The organism is Terrabacter terrae, from assembly GCF_039529575.1.
GTDB lineage: Bacteria > Actinomycetota > Actinomycetes > Actinomycetales > Dermatophilaceae > Terrabacter > Terrabacter terrae.
This window is the reverse complement of the sequence record NZ_BAAANB010000087.1, coordinates 1-587: the sequence shown is the minus strand read 5'-3', so window position 1 is coordinate 587 and position 587 is coordinate 1. Positions and strand designations below refer to the sequence as shown.

The window sequence follows — 587 nt, the reverse complement described above, 5'->3', positions numbered from 1 at the left end:
GGCGCCACCGGTGTCGGGACCTGTGCCTGGGTCACGGCGGTCGGGACCGGCTCGGCCACGGGGGCAGCCTGGGGCGGGCCGCTGGGAGGCGGCAGTTCGGGGGTCACGGCGAGGAGCATCCCACGCCGGGCCGACACCGGGACGAAAGCGGACGGTGCGGTCAGGAACTGCCCCGGTCGCGCCTCCGGACCGCGTCGGTCAGCGGGCCTGGGAGCTCTCCGCCGACTCGCGGGCCGGTGAGCCGTCGCCGGACTCGGAGCGGTGGCGGCGCACCTGCCACACGACGAGGGCGACGACCGCGATGACGCCGACCACGACCGCGGCGCCCTTCCCGAGCCAGGCCTCGACCTTGGCGTAGGACTGGCCGGCCAGGTAGCCGGCCGTCACGACGACCGCACCCCAGGCGATCCCACCGGCGGCGTTCCACCGCAGGAAGGTCGGGTAGTGCATCTTCGACATGCCGGCGAGGGCCGGGATCACGGCCCGGAGGAAGGCGGTCCAGCGGCCGAGGAAGACGGCCGCACCTCCACGCCGGCCGAGGAAGTCCTGCGCCTGGTCGATGCGGTCCCGGTGCTTGTCGAAGGCGC

Annotated in this window: 1 protein-coding gene; it reads right to left on the bottom strand. The window is 75.1% G+C overall.

Annotation, left to right across the window (positions count from 1 at the left end; genetic code table 11):
• Window positions 1-198: 198 nt before the first annotated feature.
• Window positions 199-587 (bottom strand): DedA family protein (locus ABD194_RS19315; RefSeq protein WP_343994510.1); only part of this gene is annotated, 389 nt, incomplete at its 5' end.